13 protein-coding genes are annotated in these 13,893 nt (G+C 71.4%); 7 read left to right on the top strand and 6 right to left on the bottom strand.

Annotated features, from left to right (window positions below; all coding sequences use genetic code 11):
- Window positions 1-70: 70 nt before the first annotated feature.
- Together ABZ848_RS03370 and ABZ848_RS03365 are read left to right on the top strand one after the other, a co-directional pair.
- Window positions 71-1,414 carry an FAD-dependent oxidoreductase gene (locus ABZ848_RS03370; protein WP_360824495.1) on the top strand — a complete coding sequence of 448 codons (1,344 nt, stop codon included), beginning with the start codon at window positions 71-73 and terminating at the stop codon, window positions 1,412-1,414.
- A gap of 127 nt (window positions 1,415-1,541) precedes the next feature.
- The gene (locus tag ABZ848_RS03365; protein WP_360824492.1) at window positions 1,542-2,930 is read left to right on the top strand and encodes a nucleobase:cation symporter-2 family protein; all 1,389 of its coding nucleotides are present in this window, start codon (window positions 1,542-1,544) and stop codon (window positions 2,928-2,930) included.
- Here the strand turns inward: ABZ848_RS03365 and ABZ848_RS03360 are convergent.
- Entirely contained in the window at window positions 2,850-3,206 is a 357-nt protein-coding gene (locus tag ABZ848_RS03360; RefSeq protein ID WP_360824489.1) for a helix-turn-helix domain-containing protein, read from the bottom strand. The two genes, ABZ848_RS03365 and ABZ848_RS03360, sit on opposite strands and share 81 nt — an antisense overlap.
- A 100-nt stretch (window positions 3,207-3,306) precedes the next feature.
- Between ABZ848_RS03360 and ABZ848_RS03355 the strand changes: the two genes are divergently transcribed.
- A complete protein-coding gene (locus ABZ848_RS03355) occupies window positions 3,307-4,386 on the top strand; it encodes an NADH:flavin oxidoreductase/NADH oxidase (protein WP_360824486.1) in 1,080 nt (359 codons plus the stop codon).
- On the opposite strand, the gene ABZ848_RS03350 is transcribed toward ABZ848_RS03355, so the two are convergent.
- The 4 genes from ABZ848_RS03350 to ABZ848_RS03335 all read right to left on the bottom strand — a co-directional run bounded on the left by ABZ848_RS03350 (window position 4,383) and on the right by ABZ848_RS03335 (window position 6,991).
- The gene (locus ABZ848_RS03350) at window positions 4,383-4,523 is read right to left on the bottom strand and encodes a hypothetical protein (protein WP_360824483.1); all 141 of its coding nucleotides are present in this window, start codon (window positions 4,521-4,523) and stop codon (window positions 4,383-4,385) included. The genes ABZ848_RS03355 and ABZ848_RS03350 overlap by 4 nt on opposite strands.
- A gap of 26 nt (window positions 4,524-4,549) precedes the next feature.
- Window positions 4,550-4,876, bottom strand: coding sequence for a hypothetical protein (locus ABZ848_RS03345; protein WP_360824480.1), 327 nt, complete (start codon window positions 4,874-4,876; stop codon window positions 4,550-4,552).
- A 106-nt stretch (window positions 4,877-4,982) separates the two neighbouring features.
- Window positions 4,983-5,543 (bottom strand): hypothetical protein, encoded by a 561-nt coding sequence (locus tag ABZ848_RS03340; RefSeq protein ID WP_360824477.1) that lies wholly within the window; start codon window positions 5,541-5,543, stop codon window positions 4,983-4,985.
- A 131-nt stretch (window positions 5,544-5,674) separates the two neighbouring features.
- Window positions 5,675-6,991 carry a PHB depolymerase family esterase gene (locus ABZ848_RS03335; protein WP_360824474.1) on the bottom strand — a complete coding sequence of 439 codons (1,317 nt, stop codon included), beginning with the start codon at window positions 6,989-6,991 and terminating at the stop codon, window positions 5,675-5,677.
- A gap of 374 nt (window positions 6,992-7,365) precedes the next feature.
- Between ABZ848_RS03335 and ABZ848_RS03330 the strand changes: the two genes are divergently transcribed.
- The gene (locus ABZ848_RS03330) at window positions 7,366-8,343 is read left to right on the top strand and encodes a pectate lyase (RefSeq protein ID WP_360824471.1); all 978 of its coding nucleotides are present in this window, start codon (window positions 7,366-7,368) and stop codon (window positions 8,341-8,343) included.
- Between the two features lie 31 nt (window positions 8,344-8,374).
- Window positions 8,375-9,172 (top strand): pectate lyase, encoded by a 798-nt coding sequence (locus ABZ848_RS03325; RefSeq protein ID WP_360824468.1) that lies wholly within the window; start codon window positions 8,375-8,377, stop codon window positions 9,170-9,172.
- A 77-nt stretch (window positions 9,173-9,249) separates the two neighbouring features.
- Here the strand turns inward: ABZ848_RS03325 and ABZ848_RS03320 are convergent, their stop codons facing one another.
- Window positions 9,250-9,993, bottom strand: coding sequence for a PaaX family transcriptional regulator C-terminal domain-containing protein (locus tag ABZ848_RS03320; protein ID WP_360824465.1), 744 nt, complete (start codon window positions 9,991-9,993; stop codon window positions 9,250-9,252).
- A gap of 72 nt (window positions 9,994-10,065) precedes the next feature.
- Between ABZ848_RS03320 and ABZ848_RS03315 the strand changes: the two genes are divergently transcribed.
- Together ABZ848_RS03315 and ABZ848_RS03310 are read left to right on the top strand one after the other, a co-directional pair.
- Window positions 10,066-11,730 carry a DNA alkylation response protein gene (locus ABZ848_RS03315; RefSeq protein WP_360824462.1) on the top strand — a complete coding sequence of 555 codons (1,665 nt, stop codon included), beginning with the start codon at window positions 10,066-10,068 and terminating at the stop codon, window positions 11,728-11,730.
- A gap of 134 nt (window positions 11,731-11,864) precedes the next feature.
- The gene (locus ABZ848_RS03310) at window positions 11,865-13,865 is read left to right on the top strand and encodes a HEAT repeat domain-containing protein (RefSeq protein ID WP_360824459.1); all 2,001 of its coding nucleotides are present in this window, start codon (window positions 11,865-11,867) and stop codon (window positions 13,863-13,865) included.
- The last annotated feature ends 28 nt before the right edge of the window (window positions 13,866-13,893 follow it).

Below are 13,893 nucleotides of genomic sequence, written 5' to 3'. Positions count from 1 at the left end.
ACACTGTCGGGCCAGCACCCGCGGTGCGATATTGGTGGCGTCAGCGATCTCCTGCCGTAAGGGGTTCCCCGTGCTGCGTGTCGCCGTCGTCGGCTCCGGGCCGAGCGGGGTCTACACCGCCCAGAACCTCGTCCAGCTCGACCCCGGGGTGCACGTCGACGTCCTGGACCGGCTGCCGTGCCCGTACGGCCTGGTGCGCTACGGGGTCGCGCCGGACCACGAGAAGATCAAGTCCCTGCAGAGCAACCTGCGGACGGTCCTGGAGCACGAGCGGGTGCGGTTCCTCGGCGGCGTCCAGGTGGGCCCCGGCGGGCTGCCGACCGAGCGGCTGCGGGAGCTGTACCACGCGGTCGTGTACTGCGTGGGCGCGGCCACCGACCGGCACCTCGGGATCCCCGGCGAGGACCTGCCGGGCAGCTGGTCGGCGACCCAGTTCGTGTCCTGGTACAGCGCCCATCCGGACGCCGTCGACGACGCCTTCGTCCGCGGCACCCGCTCGGCCGTGGTGATCGGCGCCGGGAACGTCGCGGTGGACGTCACCCGCATGCTGGCCCGCGGCGCGGCCGAGCTGAGCCCCACCGACATGCCGCAGGCCGCGCTCAGCGCGCTGTCCGCGAGCCCGGTGACCGACATCCACATGGTGGCCCGGCGCGGCCCGTCCCAGGCCCGCTTCACGACCAAGGAGCTGCGCGAGCTGGGCGGACTGCCGGAGACCGAACTCGTGGTGGATCCGGACGAGTTGGCCATCGACCCGGCCTACACCGACCCCTCCTCGCTGCCCGCGGTACAGCGGCGCAACGTGGAGGTGCTGCGCGGCTGGGGCGGGGCCGGCGCCCCGGGCGCGGCCCGCTCCATCTGGCTGCGCTTCTTCCTGCGACCGGTCGAACTGCTCGAGGACGGCGGACGGGTGGGCGCGGTGCTGTTCGAGCGCACGGAGCCCGACGGGCGCGGCGGGGTGCGCGGCACGGGGCGGTACGAGACCGTCGAGGCGCAGTTGGTGCTGCGTTCGGTGGGCTATCGCGGAGTCCCGCTGGAGGGGCTGCCGTTCGACGAGGAGACCGGCACCGTGCCGCACGTGCAGGGCCGGGTCCTGCACGGCTGCTTCACGATCCCGGGCGAGTACGTGGCCGGCTGGATCAAGCGCGGCCCGACGGGTGTGATCGGCACCAACCGGCCGGACGCCAAGGAGACGGTGACCTCGCTGCTGGAGGACGCCTCCGTACTCGCGCGAAGGGAACTGCCGGAGGATCCGGTCAAGGCGCTGCGGGCGGCGGGGATCGAGCCGGTTCAGTGGGCCGGATGGCAGGCGATCGAGCGGGCCGAGGCCATGCTCGGGGCGTCGCTCGGGCGGAGCGTGGTCAAGCTGGCGGACTGGGAGTCGCTGCTGGCGGCGGCGCGGGCGACGGCCTCCTAGCAGAGTCGATCGTCGTCGAGTGGGCAGTACACACAGCGGCAACAATCCGGAAATCAACAAAATGTTTAAGGCCCTTACGGTCTCGTTCTGTTCGGATGTCACCCCCCGCCGCCGCTCTGGAGTCCCCATGGCCACACCCGCTCCCGTCCATCCCGTCGACGAGGTCCCACCCGTACGGCAGTTGGCCGCCTTCGGTCTGCAGCACGTGCTCGCGATGTACGCGGGTGCGGTGGCCGTGCCGCTGATCGTGGGCGGTGCGATGAAGCTGTCGCCCGCGGACCTGGCGTATCTGATCACCGCCGATCTGCTGGTGTGCGGTATCGCCACGCTCATCCAGTGCGTTGGCTTCTGGCGGTTCGGCGTGCGGCTGCCGATCATGCAGGGCTGTACGTTCGCGGCGGTTTCGCCGATGGTGCTGATCGGGACGACGGGCGGCGGACTGCCCGCGATCTACGGCTCGGTGATCGTCGCGGGGCTCGCGATCGTGCTGCTGGCGCCGGTGTTCGGGAGGCTGCTGCGGTTCTTCCCGCCGCTGGTCACCGGCACTGTCATCCTGATCATCGGGATCTCACTGCTGCCGGTCGCGGGCAACTGGGCGGCGGGCGGCGCCGGTTCGAAGGACTTCGGGGAGCCGAAGAACCTCGCGCTGGCCGGGTTCGTCCTGCTGGTGGTGCTGGGTGTGCAGCGGTTCGCGCCGGCGCTCCTGAGCCGGATCGCGGTACTGATCGGCATCGGGGTGGGCCTGGCGGTGGCGGTGCCCTTCGGGTTCACGGACTTCGACGGGGTCGGCGACGCCGACTGGCTGGGCATCAGCACGCCGTTCCACTTCGGGGCGCCCAGCTTCCACGCCTCGGCGATCATCTCGATGCTGGTCGTGGCGCTGGTGACGATGACCGAGACGACCGGTGACCTGATCGCGGTCGGTGAGATGACCGGCCGCAAGGTCGAGCCGCGCTCGCTGGCCGACGGTCTGCGTGCCGACGGCCTGTCGACCGTGCTGGGTGGCGTCTTCAACACCTTCCCGTACACGGCGTACGCGCAGAACGTGGGCCTGGTCGGCATGACCCGGGTGCGCAGCCGCTGGGTGGTGGCCACGGCGGGCGGGATCCTGGTCCTGCTCGGCCTGCTGCCCAAGCTGGGTGCGGTGGTCGCGGCGATACCGGCGCCGGTGCTCGGCGGCGCGGGTCTGGTGATGTTCGGGACGGTGGCCGCGAGCGGTCTGCGCACCCTGGCCCAGGTGGACTTCAAGGACAACCACAACCTCACGGTGGTGGCGGTGTCGGTGGCGGTCGGCATGCTGCCGGTCGGGGTACCGACGGTCTACGAGAAGTTCCCGGACTGGTTCCAGACGGTGATGAACAGCGGCATCAGCGCCGGCTGCCTCACCGCGATCGTACTGAACCTGCTCTTCAACCACCTTCCCTCGAAGGCCGGTTCAGCCCTCCCCGAGGCGGACGGCCTGCCGGTCGGCGGCGGCGAGAAGGGCGCCGAGCAGTCCCGGGAAGAGGTCGTCTAGCTCGTCCCGCCGCAGGCCGTTCATCTTGGCCGTGCCCCGGTAGCACTGCCGGATCACCCCCGCCTCGCGCAGCACCCGGAAGTGGTGTGTGCTCGTGGACTTGGTCACCGGCAGGGCGAACTGCGAACACGTGAGCTCGTCGCGGCCGGCGGCGAGCTCACGCACGATCTGCAGCCGCATCGGGTCGGAGAGCGCGTGCAGCACGGCTTCCAGCCGGATGTCCGCGCTCGCGGGGTGCTGCAGGTCGCGGCTGCTGGGGGCGGGGGCGGTACTCACGGGGCCATTGTACGAGAGGCGTCGTAGTTTGACATTCGACGTACTACGATGCCTATCGTACGAGCCGTCCCACGGTCCCGCGAGAACGGAGCAGCTTCCGATGAGCGCCCTCTTCCAGCCCTTCACCCTGCGCGATGTGACCATCCCGAACCGGGTCTGGATGGCCCCGATGTGCCAGTACTCGGCCGAGGCCGAGGGGCCCGGGACCGGCACCGCGAACGACTGGCACTTCGCGCACCTCGCGGCCCGCGCGGCCGGCGGCACGGGCCTGATCCTGACCGAGGCCACGGCCGTGTCGCCCGAGGGCCGGATCTCGCCGTACGACCTCGGGATCTGGAACGACACCCAGGTCGAGGCGTTCCGCCGGATCACGCGGTTCCTCGTCTCGCAGGGGACGGTCCCCGGGATCCAGTTGGCCCACGCGGGCCGCAAAGCTTCGACCGACCAGCCCTGGAAGGGCGGGGCGCCGCTCGGTCCGGAGGCCGGCGGGTGGCAGGGGGTCGCGCCGAGCGCGCTCGCCTTCGACGCCGGGCACCAGGTGCCCGCCGAGCTGACGGTCGATCAGATCCGGGAGGTCGTCGGCCAGTTCGCCGATGCCGCCCGTCGTGCCCTCGCCGCGGGCTTCGAGGTCGCCGAGATCCACGGTGCCCACGGTTACCTGATCAACGAGTTCCTCTCACCGCACTCCAACCACCGCACCGACGCCTACGGCGGCTCGTACGAGAACCGCGTCCGCTTCGCCCTGGAGGTCGTGGACGCCGTGCGTGAGGTGTGGCCGGACGACAAGCCGCTGTTCTTCCGGATCTCCGCGACCGACTGGCTGGAGGACGGCGGCTGGACCGCCGACGACACCGTCCGCTTCGCCGCCGAGCTCCAGGCCCACGGCATCGACCTGCTCGACGTCTCCACCGGCGGCAACGCCCCGGGCGTACGCATCCCCACCGGGCCCGGCTACCAGGTGCCGTTCGCGGCCCGGGTGAAGGCCGAGACCTCGCTGCCGGTCGCGGCCGTGGGGCTGATCACCGACGTCGAACAGGCCGAGAAGATCCTCGCCAACGGCGACGCGGACGCGGTGCTGCTCGGCCGCGAGCTGCTGCGCAACCCCTCCTGGGCGCGGACCGCGGCCCGTGAGCTCGGCGGGGACGTGCACGTGCCGGACCAGTACCACCGGTCCGTCTAGCTCGCCGGAGGGCGCGCCTCCCGCTCGGCCCAGTGGTGGCCGTCGAGCGCCTGGCGCGCCTGGTGCTGCGCCTGCTCGGCGACCACGCGCGCCTCGGTCACCACGTCTCCGCGTTCGCGTACGAGACTGTCGTACACCGGAAGATTTTCGTTCTCGCTCGAATTCATGCCCGCCCGATCCGTGCAGCTGCTCCATGGCCGACCGCCAAATAAATCACGGCCGGCAGACCGTAATTGAGGAGGACGCGGAGGCTTTCTGTGTCCATGGTGAAAATATCCTGTGACCATCCGGCCAGCCAGCCGGCGACGGCGTGCACGAACTCGACGAAGACATTGCCCTCGTTCGCGCCGAGCAGGTCGAGAAGGATCCACAGGACCAGGAAACCGGCCGCGACGTCGGCGATGGTCTGCACGGTCAGGGCGGTCCGCCGGGCGGTGTCCCGGGGCGGGCGGTAGGCGTGGGGGGTGGGGATCGGGTCGGTATTGCTCACGGGAATCCAATCTGGCTGAGCATTTTCGGAGACAGTTCCGTATTACTCAGCGCAATGCGCCTGCCATCGCGTTACAGGCGCATCGCGATGTCCCAAATATCGGCAGCTATTCTGCAACTTGCCCAAATGTGGGAGCGCGGGATTCCTTTTCGTGACGGGCGGCGGCCAGGCGTTGGACCGTCTCCTCCAGCTGGGGCAACGGTGCCCCGCCGGCGGTCATCGGCGCCGAGCCGTGCGAAGTCGAGCCTCCGCCGCGGTCCTCCGCAGCCCCGCCAGGAGCACCCGGCTTCGAGCCGAGCGGCGTCGGCGGCACCGCGACGGTCGTCGTCGGCTCGGCTCCGACCGGCGTGCCCATCGCCCCGCCGCCTGCCGGGATCCCATCCTCCAACTGCTGCGGGTGCTCGCGCCGCGGCTGGGTCAGCCACGCCACCGCCGCGCCCGTGATGGCGACCGGCCACTCGACGATGCCGGCGACGCCCAGGACGCCCGCCCCCGCGTACACGGCGAGTCGCCGGCCCCGCGGAGACACCGCGCCGACCTTGGCCAGGGCGCCCTCGGCGGCCCTGCTCACCATTCCCGCGCCGGGCACCCTTTGCAACGCCGAGGCCGCGTTCCGCAGCGGCGCCGGAAAGGTGGTCGACGACGACCGTTCCTCCTGCCGAGCCATGACTGTCCTCGTTCCGTACGACATCGCCTGCCGGACTCGCCGGGTTCCCGTTCAGCGCTGCGTCATCCGGGGATGAGGTGGGCAATACGGGGGCGGCGCGACGGGGGAGGCCGCCGCGCCGCAGGTGGACGTCAACTCGTCGTGCAGGTCGTCCCGTTGAGCGTGAAGGCGCCCGGCGCCGCGCTGTTGCCGGTGTGGTTCGCCTGGTAGCCGATGCTGACGCTCGCGTTCGGGGCGATCGTGGCGTCGTACGAGGCGTTCGTGGCCGTCACCGCCCCGGAGGCCGGCGCGTAGGTCGCGCCCCAGCCGTTGGTGATGGCCTGCCCGACGGGCAGCGTGAAGCCGAGCTGCCATCCGTTGACCGTGGTCGTGCCGGTGTTGGTGATGGTCACGGAGGCGGTCAGGCCGGTGTTCCAGGCGTTGGTGGTGATGCTCACCTTGCAGCCGCCGGGCTGCGGCTGGGGTGCGGGGCCGGAGCTGTCGAGGCCGAAGAAGGTGAGCGCGCGGGAGGCCATGCCGTAGGTGTAGAGGTTGTGGCCGACGCCCTGGAGGCTGATGGCCTCGACGGGAGCCCGGTCACCGGTGGCGCCGTACCGCGTGCGGGTCCAGCCGGAGGCGGGCGAGTCCGTGGCGGCCGGGGTCTGGCCGACGCCGAGGACGTCGGTCCACTGCTTGATCTCCTCGCCGAAGTTCGGGTAGCGCAGTGTCGCGTCCTCCGTGCCGTGCCACAGCTGCATCCGGGGGCGCGGGCCGGTGTAGCCGGGGTAGGCGGCGCGCACCAGGTCGCCCCACTCCTTCGGTGTGTGGGTGATCGTCCCGTTCGCGCAGGCGCTGTTCCACTCGGAGCCGTCGCTGGTGGCGAAGCAGCCGAAGGGGACGCCGGAGAAGGCGGCGCCGGCCGCGAAGACGTCCGGGTAGTCGCCGAGCAGGACGTTGGTCATCATCGCGCCGGACGAGATCCCGGTGGCGTAGATCCTCGCGGTGTCCGCGCCGTACGTGCGGGTCACCCAGTCGATCATCGACTTGATGCCGACCGGGTCGCTGCCGCCGCCGCGCTTGAGGGCCTGCGGCGAGGAGACGTCGAAGCACTTGCTGGCCCGGGTGACCGAGGGGTAGATCACCACGAAGCCGTAGGTGTCGGCGAGTTGGGCCCATTCGGTGCCGTTGTACATGGCCGGTCCGGAGCCGGTGCAGTAGTGCACGGCCACGACGACCGCGGGGTGCGCGGTCACGCTGTCCGGCACGTAGAGGTACATCTGGAGGTTGCTGGGGTTGGTTCCGAAGTCGGTGACCTCGGTGAGGGTCGCGGTGGGGACGGCGGCTCGCGCGGCGGCGGCCGGGGGTGCGGTGAGGGTGACCGCGGCGAGCAGCGGCACCAGTGCGCCGACCAGTGCCAGGAGCACCGTGCGCAGCGGTCTCCTCGGGGTCGTACGGGTGCGGGTGGACACGTCCTTGCCCCTTTCTCGGCGGGGTTGTCGGCTTGCTCGGGAGGCTCGGCCCTTTTCGGAAGCCGTCCGGAATTTCTCGGGAATCTCCCGGAAAGGGGAAGCGCCCAGCCCGCATGGTGGCATGGACACGACCGCCATGGAAGCGCTCCCACAGCACCGCCTCGCATGGATTCGGACAGCCCTTGCCGCTCACCTGGACCGACGAAAAGCGTTCTGCGCGAAGCGTTGACCAGAAAGCGCTTACCCTCTACGTTCCGTTCAGCACCGTGACCGACAGGGGACAGATCGGGCCCTGTGCTCACGCGTGGAGTTCAACATGGCGCACATCGTTCACGTATACGACCAAGTAAGACCTCCCGAAGGGACGCACCCGCATGCGTACTCGCCCCCCACGTACACAGGCGCAACGAAGCACGACGGTGGCGGCCGTCGCGGCGGCACTGGCGACGGTCGCCGTCCTCGCCCTCCCCCAGTCCGCCGGCGCGGCCGAGTCCTCGCCGGTCGGGTTCGGCGCCGGAACGACCGGCGGCGGCAGCGCCACGGCGACCACCGTGTCGACACTGGCCGCCTTCAAGACGGCGGTGACCGGCAGCACCGCCAAGGTCGTGAAGGTGAGCGGTCTGATCTCGCTGAGCGGCCAGGTGGACATCGGCTCCAACACGACGGTGCTGGGCGTCGGTTCGTCGTCCGGGTTCACCGGCGGCGGGCTGCGGCTGAAGAACGCGACCAACGTGATCGTCCGCAACCTGAACATCAGCAAGGCGGTCGGCACGGACGCGATCACGGTGCAGAAGTCGACGAAGGTCTGGCTCGACCACAACACCCTGTCGTCCGACCGTGACCACGACAAGGACTACTACGACGGCCTGGTCGACATCACCCACGCCTCCGACTACGTCACCGTGTCCTGGAACGTCTTCAAGGACCACTTCAAGGGCTCCCTCGTCGGTCACAGCGACAACAACGCGAGCGAGGACACCGGGCATCTGCGGGTGACGTACCACCACAACTGGTTCGACAACGTCAACTCCCGCATCCCCAGCCTGCGGTTCGGCACCGGGCACTTCTACGACAACTACGTCGTGGGCGCCGAGACGGCCGTGCACTCGCGGATGGGCGCGCAGATGTTCGTCCAGAACAACGTCTTCCGCAGCACCGAGGTCGCCGTCACCACCAACCGCGACAGCGACGTGGACGGCTACGCCAACCTGTCCGGAAACGACCTCGGCGGAGCCGCCACCGAGATCTCGCAGGTCGGCACCTTCACCAGCCCGCCCTACAGCTACACCGCCGAGCCCGCCTCGTCCGTGGTCGCCTCGGTGACCGCCGGCGCGGGCACCGGCAAGCTCTGACCCACCCCCCACCGGAAGAAGGCATCGGGACATGACTTCACCAGCACGCACGCGTGCGCGCGCACTGGCCGGAGGCCTGGCCGCACTCGGACTCACTTCTGTCATGATCATGACAGAGGGAGTGTCCCCGGCGAGCGCCGCCACCTGGCCCACCGCGAACGGCAGCCAGGCCGTCACCGCGACCATCTCGGTCTCCGGCACCAAGGACTACGGGATGAAGCGCCTCTACGGCAGCGGCGACCTCGGCAGCGGCGGCCAGAACGAGGACCAGGACCCGATCCTGGACCTGGCCCCGGGCGCGGTCCTGAAGAACGTCATCATCGGGGCGCCCGCCGCCGACGGCATCCACTGCGAGGGCAGCTGCACGCTGCAGAACGTGTGGTGGGAGGACGTCGGCGAGGACGCGGCGACCTTCCGGGGCTCCTCGTCGTCCAACGTCTACACCGTCTCCGGCGGTGGCGCGAAGGAAGCCAGCGACAAGGTGTTCCAGTTCAACGGCGCCGGCACGCTGAACATCTCCAACTTCGCGGTGCAGAACTTCGGCAAGCTGGTCCGCTCGTGCGGCAACTGCAGCACGCAGTACAAGCGCACGATCAACCTCAACACCATCGAGGCGACCTACAAGGGCAGCGCGCTCGTCGGCATCAACACCAACTACGGCGACAGCGCGACCCTGAAGAAGATCACCATCGTCGGGGACAGCAGCAAGAAGATCGTGCCCTGCCAGAAGTACATCGGGAACAACACGGGCGCGGAGCCCCCGACGAACGGCTCGGGCCCCGACGGGACGTACTGCAAGTACGCCGCCTCGGACATCACCTACAAGTAGGCCCCCACGGTGAACCCGGCCGTACGAAGCGCACCCGCACGGCGCTTCGTACGGCCGCCGTCGTGCCGCGCCCGGCCTCACGCCCCGATGGAGCCGGCGATCTCCCGCTGGTACTCGGCGTATTCGGCCCGCAGCGCCGTTCCCGGCCAGTCGGCGGGGAGGAGTTGCGGGGGCAGGACGGGATCGGCCAGCAGGTGGCGTACGACGGCCGCGAAGGCGGTGAGGCGGTCGGCGGGGAGCTCGGTCTCGGCGATGTGCGCCATCAGGGAGCGGGCGCCTGCCGCCCAGGTGTCCAACGGCCACAGGGAGGCGGCGAGTTCGGGCGCGGGGTGGCCGGGGCGGGCGGTGTAGGACTGGGCCACCGGGGTCAGGTCGTCCGGGAGGGGGCGCAGGAGGTTGGCGGGGCGCAGCCAGACGCCCTCGCGGAGTTCGGCGAGGCGCAGGCCGGTCAGCCGGGCGCGCAGGACCGCTCGTTCGGCGGGGCCGCGACCGGTCGCCGTGATGACGACCATCTCCCAGTCGCCGTGCCACGCGCGCGTGCGGGCGTCCACGGCGTCGTCCTGGCGGCGCTGACGGGCCAGCAGCCGGTCGCTGAGCCGATAGACGGCGTCCGTGCGCCGCAGGTCACCGGCGGCGACCATACGGCTGAGCGCGGCACGCAGCGTGGAGCCGCCGACACCGAACGGCTCCACCGCGCGCACCAGGTCCTTGACCGGGAGCTCCGGCGGGTGCACGCCCAGCAGCAGGCTCAGCACGACCGACCGCGCGGACAGCGGCCGCAGGTCGACCTCGCCGGGCTGCACTGACACGTTCATCGGCATGGTCACGTACCTTACGTGCGCTCTTCTTGTTGCATCATTGCTACGGCCGAAGAAAAGATGCAACATGGCGGTATGGCCACGACACCCTCGCCCGCGCAGCCGCAGCAGTACGCCACCCACTCCGTCACCAACCAGCCGCCTCCGCTGACGCCCTACGACGCCTCCGAGGACACCGCCCTGATGGAGGGGCTGCGCCGGGAGGGCGCCGAGTGGGCCGAGGAGGACATCCGGCGGCTCGGGCTGCGGGCCGGCAGCGTCGAGGCGCAGGAGTGGGCCGAACTGGCCAACGTCCACGAGCCCGTGCTGCACACGCACGACCGGTACGGCAATCGCGTCGACGAGGTGGACTTCCACCCCAGCTGGCACCACCTCATGCGGGCCTCGGTGGCGGCGGGGCTGGCGGCGACGCCCTGGGCGGAGGACCGGCCGGGCGCCCATGTGGCGCGTACCGCGGGCGGGTTGGTGTGGGGGCACACCGAGGCGGGGCACGGCTGTCCCACGTCGATGACGTACGCGGCGGTCCCCGCGCTGCGTGCGCAGCCCGAGCTCTCGAAGGTGTACGAACCCCTGCTGACCAGCCGGGAGTACGACCCGGGCCTGCGGGTGCCGACCGAGAAGCGGGGCCTGCTCGCCGGGATGGGGATGACCGAGAAGCAGGGCGGCTCGGACGTCCGTACGAACACCACCACGGCGTGGCCGACCTCCGAGCCCGGCGTCTACCAGCTGCGCGGGCACAAGTGGTTCACCTCGGCGCCGATGTGCGACGTGTTCCTGGTGCTGGCGCAGGCTCCGGAGGGGCTGTCGTGCTTCCTGGTGCCGCGGGTCCTGCCGGACGGGACCCGCAACACCTTCCGCATCCAGCGGCTCAAGGACAAGCTGGGCAACCGGTCCAACGCCTCATCGGAGCCGGAGTTCGACGGGACCGTGGCCTGGCTGGTCGGGCCCGAGGGGCGGGGCGTCAAGACGATCATCGAGATGGTCAACTGCACGCGGCTGGACTGCGTGATGATGTCGGCGACCCTGATGCGCAAGACGCTCGTCGAGGCCGGCCACCATGTGCGCCATCGCAGCGCGTTCGGGGCGCGGCTGGTCGACCAGCCGTTGATGCGCAACGTCCTCGCCGACCTCGCGCTGGAGTCCGAGGCCGCCACCACGCTCACACTGCGGCTGGCGGGCGCCGCGGACCGTGCGGTGCGCGGGGACGCCGGTGAGGCCGCGTTCCGGCGGATCGCGACCGCCGTCGGCAAGTACTGGGTGACCAAGCGGGGGCCTGCCTTCACCGCGGAGGCCCTGGAGTGCCTCGGCGGCAATGGGTACGTCGAGGAGTCGGGCATGCCCCGGCACTACCGCGAGGCCCCGCTGCTGTCGATCTGGGAGGGCTCGGGGAACGTCAACGCCCTCGACGTGCTGCGGGCGCTCCGGCGCGAGCCCGGTACCGCGCAGGCCCTGTTCGACGAACTCGCCCTGGCGCGGGGCGCGGACACCCGGCTGGACGCCGCGATCGTGCGGCTGGAAGGCCTGTTGACGTCCGGTTCCGAGGCGGGTGCCCGACGGCTGGTGGAGCAGATGGCGCTGACCCTGCAGGCCTCGCTCCTGGTCCGGCACGCCCCGCCCGCCGTCGCCGACGCGTTCTGCGCGACCCGGCTCGGCGGGGACTGGGGGCACGCCTTCGGCACGCTGCCGGACTCCGCCGACGCCGACACGATCCTGACCCGGGCGCTGCCCGCCGGAGACTGAGCACCGGAGACTGCTGAGCGCCGGAGACCCAGGCGTCTTCGACGATTGGCGCAGAGTCACCTCCCGATTCCGCTTCGTTGTCAGTGGCGTGGTGCAGACTCACGATCAGTTGGCACTTCGCCTCGGGAGGACACGTGTTGACGGGGATCGACGAGGTCGACTGGGCCTCGCTGCGGCATGCGTACGGCAGCGCGGAGGACGTGCCCGGACTGCTGCGGGGGCTCGCCTCCGCGGATCCGGCCGAGCGGGAGGTCGCGCTCGACGGGATGTACGGCGCGGTGCACCACCAGGGAGACGTGTACGACTCGACGCTGGCCTGCATCCCGTTCCTGTTCGTGCTCGTGGAGTGCGCCGAGGTGGCGGACCGGGGCGGGATGGTCGAACTGCTGGTCAGCATCGGGCAGGAGGGCGAGGGCCGGGAGGACGAGACCAGTACGCGGGCGGGCACCGCGGTGCGGGCCGGTGCCGAGGCGTTCGTGCGGCTGGCCGGGGATCCGGACGCCGGAGTGCGTCGGGCGGCCGCGGGCGCGGTCGTGCGGTTCGTCGACCGGCCGGAGCGGGTGCTGGGCCTGTTACGGCAGCGGATCACCGTGGAGCGGGACGACCGGGTCCTGCTCGCCCTGGCCGAGAGCCTCGGGATCTTCGTCCGCCGCCACCCCGCGCAGGCCGCCGCGGCGGTGGACCTGCTGACGGCGCAGAGCGCGCCGCCGTTCGGCCCCGGGCTGCGACTGGCCGCGCTGGGCCAGCTCGCGAGCTGTGCGCCCGACCGGCTGCCGGCCGACCTGGTGCCCACCGTCGTACGGCTGTTGCGCGACCGGTCCGAGACCCGGCCGTGCCTGCCGGGGCGATCCGCGCGCCCCGACACCGACACGCTCGTGGGCCGGCTGCGGCGGCTGCGGCCCTCGGACGAGGAGGGCTCCCAGCTGCTGCGGACCCTGCACAGCGCGCTCGGCGACCGGGTGGCCGACCGGATCGCCCTGCTGACAGGGCAGTTGACCAGCCCGTACGCGACCGACCGGTGCAACGCCGTGTGGATGTCGGCGGGGCTGCTGCGCGAGTGGCGGGCCGACTACCGCGAGCCCGTGGCCCTGATCGGCGCCCAACTGTCTCCGGAGGAGGACCGGTTGCGCGATGCAGCGCTCTCCGTCCTGGGCGATCTCTTCGGTCTGGCCGCCCCGGCCGCGGACGCCCTCCACGCGCTCGTGCTCTCCCGCCCCGACCTGTGGGTACGGCAGTGGGAGCGCGGGGCGCCGACCCTGGGCGGCCCGCTCAAGGCCCTGGCCAGGACCGGCGATCCGCGGGCGGTGCCGGAGCTGGCGGCGGTGCTCGCCGGGCCGGTCGTCCCGGACGACCTGGGCCAGGTGATCGTCCACCTGGGTCCGGCCGCGGCCCCGCTCGCGCCGGCGCTGCGCGAAAGGCTCGGCGACGTCCCCCTCGACTCCCCCGAGCTCTTCGAACGGGCCACACCCCTGCTGACGGCGCTCACCGCGCTCAAGGACGCGGAGTCGGCTCCAGAGGTGCTGCGGCTGGCGCAGGGCATACCGGACGGGGTCCGGCTGCGGGAGTCGGTCGTGGAGTCAGCTGTGCGCGCTCTGGGGACCTTCGGGGAGCATGCGGCGATACCGATGCTGCGAGGACTTCTGGACACCGGACTCGCCGTACCCGCCGCCGGGGCGTTGTGGTCGCTGGAGGAGGACCCGGACGTCGTACTGCCCGCGCTGATACGGGAGTTGACGAGCGAGCGTCGGCACCGCCGGCGGGCGGCCGCCGACACGCTGGCGCGCGTGGGGGCGGCGGCCCGGCCGGCGCTGCCCGAACTGCGCCGGATGGCAGGCTCCGACGACCTGTGGGAGCGGACCTCGGCCGCGGGTGCCGTGTGGCGGATCGACGGGGACGCCGACCTGGCCGCCCCGATCCTGCGGGCCGCCTGGACGGCCAACCCGCACACCCGCCGCCCGATCACCGCGAGCCTCGCGGCCCTCGGCGCCTCGGGCGCACCCCTGCACGACCTCCTGCGCACCGAACTCGCCGCTCCGCGCCGCCATCAGGCCTCGACCGGCGGATACGGCAGCCACGACGTCCTGCACGACGAGGAGTTGTTGCGCGCGTGCCGGGAGGTGGTGGGCAACGGTTAGTGCCGGACGGGGTGGGCTGCGGTCAGTG

This window comes from Streptomyces sp. NPDC047081 (genome assembly GCF_040643775.1).
GTDB lineage: Bacteria > Actinomycetota > Actinomycetes > Streptomycetales > Streptomycetaceae > Streptomyces.
The sequence above is the reverse complement of the archived record's forward strand: the minus strand, read 5'-3'. Positions and strand labels throughout refer to the sequence as shown.

Bases quoted from the DNA above. Each gene is read 5' to 3' on its own strand.
- ABZ848_RS03365 (WP_360824492.1), top strand. From the start codon at position 1,542: ATGGCCACACCCGCTCCCGTCCATCCCGTCGACGAGGTCCCACCCGTA.
- ABZ848_RS03355 (WP_360824486.1), top strand. From the start codon at position 3,307: ATGAGCGCCCTCTTCCAGCCCTTCACCCTGCGCGATGTGACCATCCCG.
- ABZ848_RS03315 (WP_360824462.1), top strand. From the start codon at position 10,066: ATGGCCACGACACCCTCGCCCGCGCAGCCGCAGCAGTACGCCACCCAC.
- ABZ848_RS03325 (WP_360824468.1), top strand. From the start codon at position 8,375: ATGACTTCACCAGCACGCACGCGTGCGCGCGCACTGGCCGGAGGCCTG.
- ABZ848_RS03320 (WP_360824465.1), bottom strand. From the start codon at position 9,993: ATGCCGATGAACGTGTCAGTGCAGCCCGGCGAGGTCGACCTGCGGCCG.
- ABZ848_RS03330 (WP_360824471.1), top strand. From the start codon at position 7,366: ATGCGTACTCGCCCCCCACGTACACAGGCGCAACGAAGCACGACGGTG.
- ABZ848_RS03340 (WP_360824477.1), bottom strand. From the start codon at position 5,543: ATGGCTCGGCAGGAGGAACGGTCGTCGTCGACCACCTTTCCGGCGCCG.